The organism is Arenibaculum sp. (assembly GCF_035998295.1).
Taxonomy (GTDB): domain Bacteria; phylum Pseudomonadota; class Alphaproteobacteria; order Azospirillales; family Azospirillaceae; genus DASYHS01.
In genome coordinates, this window is sequence record NZ_DASYHS010000009.1 from 1 (window position 1) to 3367 (window position 3367).

The following is a 3367-nucleotide window of genomic DNA, read 5'->3' on the forward strand; positions in this document are numbered from 1 at the left end:
GACCGGCGTCGAAGGGCGGCGTTCCAGCGCCTCGACCAGGGTCTCCAGCGCCCGGTGCATCATCGCGCAGACCCGTTCCGCGCTCACTCCGCCGCATACCTGGACGTCCAGGAGGAAGTCCTCGCCGAAGTCGTCGACCGACACCGTCAACGGATAGTTGGTGCGCTCCTCTCCTTGCAGCTGCTCGATCCCCTTCCACGCTTCCTCGCCCGCCTCGCCCTGGGAGCGGACGGCGCCGTAGCGGAAGTTGAAAAGGCTCGAGAACAGCGAGGACGTCGGCCCGAGCGCGCTGCAATCCTGAACCTTGACGAGCGGCGCATGCTCGTGGCGCATCAGCTCGCCCAGCAGCCGGTGGGTCTCGACCACGCAGTCCCGCGCGCTCGCCTCGCCCAGCCGCAGGCGTACCGGCAGGGTGTTGAGGAACAGGCCCATCACCCGGTCCGCCCCTTCCCCGCCCTGCATGCGCCCGAACAGCACGGTCCCGAACACCGGGTCCCGCCGCCCCGAGGTCCGGGCGACCACCTGGCCCCAGGCGACGTGCATCAGGCTGGCTGGGCTGACCTTCAGGGCGCGCGCCGCTGCCCGCAGGCGCCGCGACAGCCCCGCCTCGACCGGACGGCGCACCTCGGCGATCCCGCTGCCGTCGCCCAGCACGTCCGTCAGCCCGAACGGCGCCGTCGGCTCGTCGACGTCGCCCAGCAGCGAGCGGAAGAACGCCTCGCGCTCCGCGGCATCCGTCCCATGCCGCGCCTGGACCACGAAGTTGCGGAACGGCAGCGGCGCCGGCAGCGCATCCGCGCGGCCCAGGAGATGGGCCTGGATCTCGGCCCACATCAGCGCCAGCGTCGTGTGGTCGGAATAAAGGTGATGGCGCAGCCACACGCCCACCCAGCGGTCATGGGCGGAGTCGCGGGCCACGGCGAGCCGCATCATCGGGGCCTGGCGCACGTCCAGCCGGTAGTGCCTCGGATCGTACCGGCGGCGCATCTGCTCCGCCACGTCCCCGTCGCTGGGATCGAGCACGACCTCCTCGACCTCCAGCCGGGCGTGGCGGCGCACCACCTGCACCGGCTCGGACAGTTCCTCCCAGACGATCCCCGTGCGCAGGACGTCGTGGCGGGCGATCACCGCGTCCAGCGCGGCGACGAAGTCCTCCAGCCGGCCGCGGTCAGCGAAGCTCATGGGGGTGGCCATCACGTAGACGTCGCCCGTCCCGGCCATCAGGTGGTGGAACAGGATGCCTTCCTGCAGCGGCGCCAGCGGGTAGATGTCCTGCACGTTGGCCGCCCCGCCCGGCACCGTCGCGACGACCCGGTCGATCTCCTCCTGGCTAAGGTTCACCAGCGGCAGCAGGTCCGGCGTTATCGCGGTGCAATCCCGCGCGATCAGGTTCGTCGGCACCGCCACCGCCGCCTCGCCCGTCGCCACCTCGGCCGCGAGGCCCGACAGGGTGGGTGCTGCGAACAGCATCCGCACGTCGCCGTGCAGCCCCTCCCGGCGCATGCGTTCCAGCACCCGCACCGCCAGCAGCGAATGGCCGCCGAGATCGAAGAAGTCGTCGTGCCGGCCGACCCGCTCCAGCCCCAGCACCTCGGCCCAGATCCTCGCCAGCGCCTCCTCCACCGGCCCCGACGGCGCCTCGTAGGCCTGGACGGTGAAGGCATCGCCGTCCGGCGCCGGCAGCGCCTTGCGGTCGAGCTTGCCGTTCGGCGTCAGCGGCAGGGCATCGAGCCGGACATAGGCCGCGGGCACCATGTGCTCGGGCAGGGTCGACGACAGGTGCCGGCGCAGCGACGCCAGGTCCGTCTCGCCGGTGGTATAGGCGACGAGCCGCTTCTCGCCGGGCTGGTCCTCGCGCGCCAGCACCACGGCTTCCCTGACGCCCGGGTGCTCCAGAAGCCGCGCCTCGATCTCGCCCAGCTCGATCCGGAACCCGCGGATCTTCACCTGGAAATCGTTGCGGCCCAGGAACTCGATGTTCCCGTCCGGCAGCCAGCGGCCGAGGTCGCCGGTCTTGTACAGCCGGTCGCCGTCCACGAACGGGCTCGCGACGAAGCGCTCTGCGGTCAGCTCCGGGCGGTTCAGGTAGCCGCGCGCCACCCCTGCCCCGCCGATATGGATCTCGCCGGCGACGCCGGTCGGCACCGGCTCCATCCGCTCGTCCAGCAGATAGAGGCGCGTGTTCGCGATCGGCCGGCCGATCGGGATGGAAGCCAGGCCGCGCACCGGCGACGCGATCTCGAACGTGGCGCAGCCGACCGTCGCCTCGGTCGGACCGAAGTGGTTGATCAGGCGGACGCCGGGGAACCGGTCCTGCCAATAGGCGACGTCGGCCGGCACGAGGGCCTCGCCACCGATCATCAGGGCCGATGTCGGGCAGGGGCCGCCATGGGCCCCCAGCTCGAAATTGAGGAGTTTCAGATGGGACGGCGTCAGCTTGATGAGCGCATAGGGCGCGCCCCGCGATCCTCGCAGGGCTACCGTCCGCGTCTCCGTGCCGCTCGCCAGCACGTCCAGGACCTGCCCGGCGACGAGCGGCCCGAACAGAGTGGTGACCAGGCCGTCGAAAGCAATCGAGTGCAGCGTCGGCGAGCCGCCGTCCGGCCCGCCGTAATAGCTTCGGTCGGACCAGACCAGATAGTTCACGGCGTTGCGGTGCTCGATCATCACGCCCTTGGGCGTGCCGGTCGAGCCGGAGGTGTAGATGACATAGGCGAGGTTGCGGCTGGTCAGGCCCGGCACCCGCAGGTCCGCATCGGGTGCAGCTTCGTCCTCCTCCAGGTCCAGCACCGGCGGGGGCGTCTCCAGCCCGGCCATTGCCGCGTCCAGCACCGCGCGCGCCGGCCCGTGCGTCAGCGCCGCGACCGGCGCGCCGTCCTGGAGCATGAAGGCCAGCCGCTCGGCCGGATAGGCGGGGTCGAGCGGCACATAGGCACCGCCCGCCTTCAGGATCGCCAGCAAGCCGACGATCATCTCCAGCGACCGCTCGACGCAGATCGCCACGCGGTCGTCGGGCTTCACGCCCAGCGCGCGCAGGCGGTGCGCCAGCCGGTTCGCCCGCGCGTTCAGCTCGCCGTAGCTCAGCGTCGCGCCTTCGAAGGCGACCGCCACCGCCTGCGGGTCGCGCGCCGCCTGCGCCTCGAACAGCTCGTGGACGCAGCGCTCCTGCGGATACGTCGCCGCGGTGTCGTTCCACTCCACCAGCAGCCGGTGGCGCTCCTCCTGCGACAGCAGCGGCAAGGCGGCAGCGGACCGTTCCGGGTCCGCCGCCATCTCCTCCAGCGCCCGGCGCAGGTAGCCGCCGAACCGCTCCACCGTCTCGCGGTCGAACAAGGCCGTCGCGTACTCGATCCCGCCGACGATCCGG

1 protein-coding gene is annotated in these 3367 nt (G+C 71.8%); it reads right to left on the reverse strand.

The window, feature by feature from the left end; translation table 11 throughout:
* On the reverse strand, nucleotides 1-3367 hold a 3367-nt coding region (locus VGO20_RS00460), incomplete at both ends, for an amino acid adenylation domain-containing protein (RefSeq protein WP_327500304.1).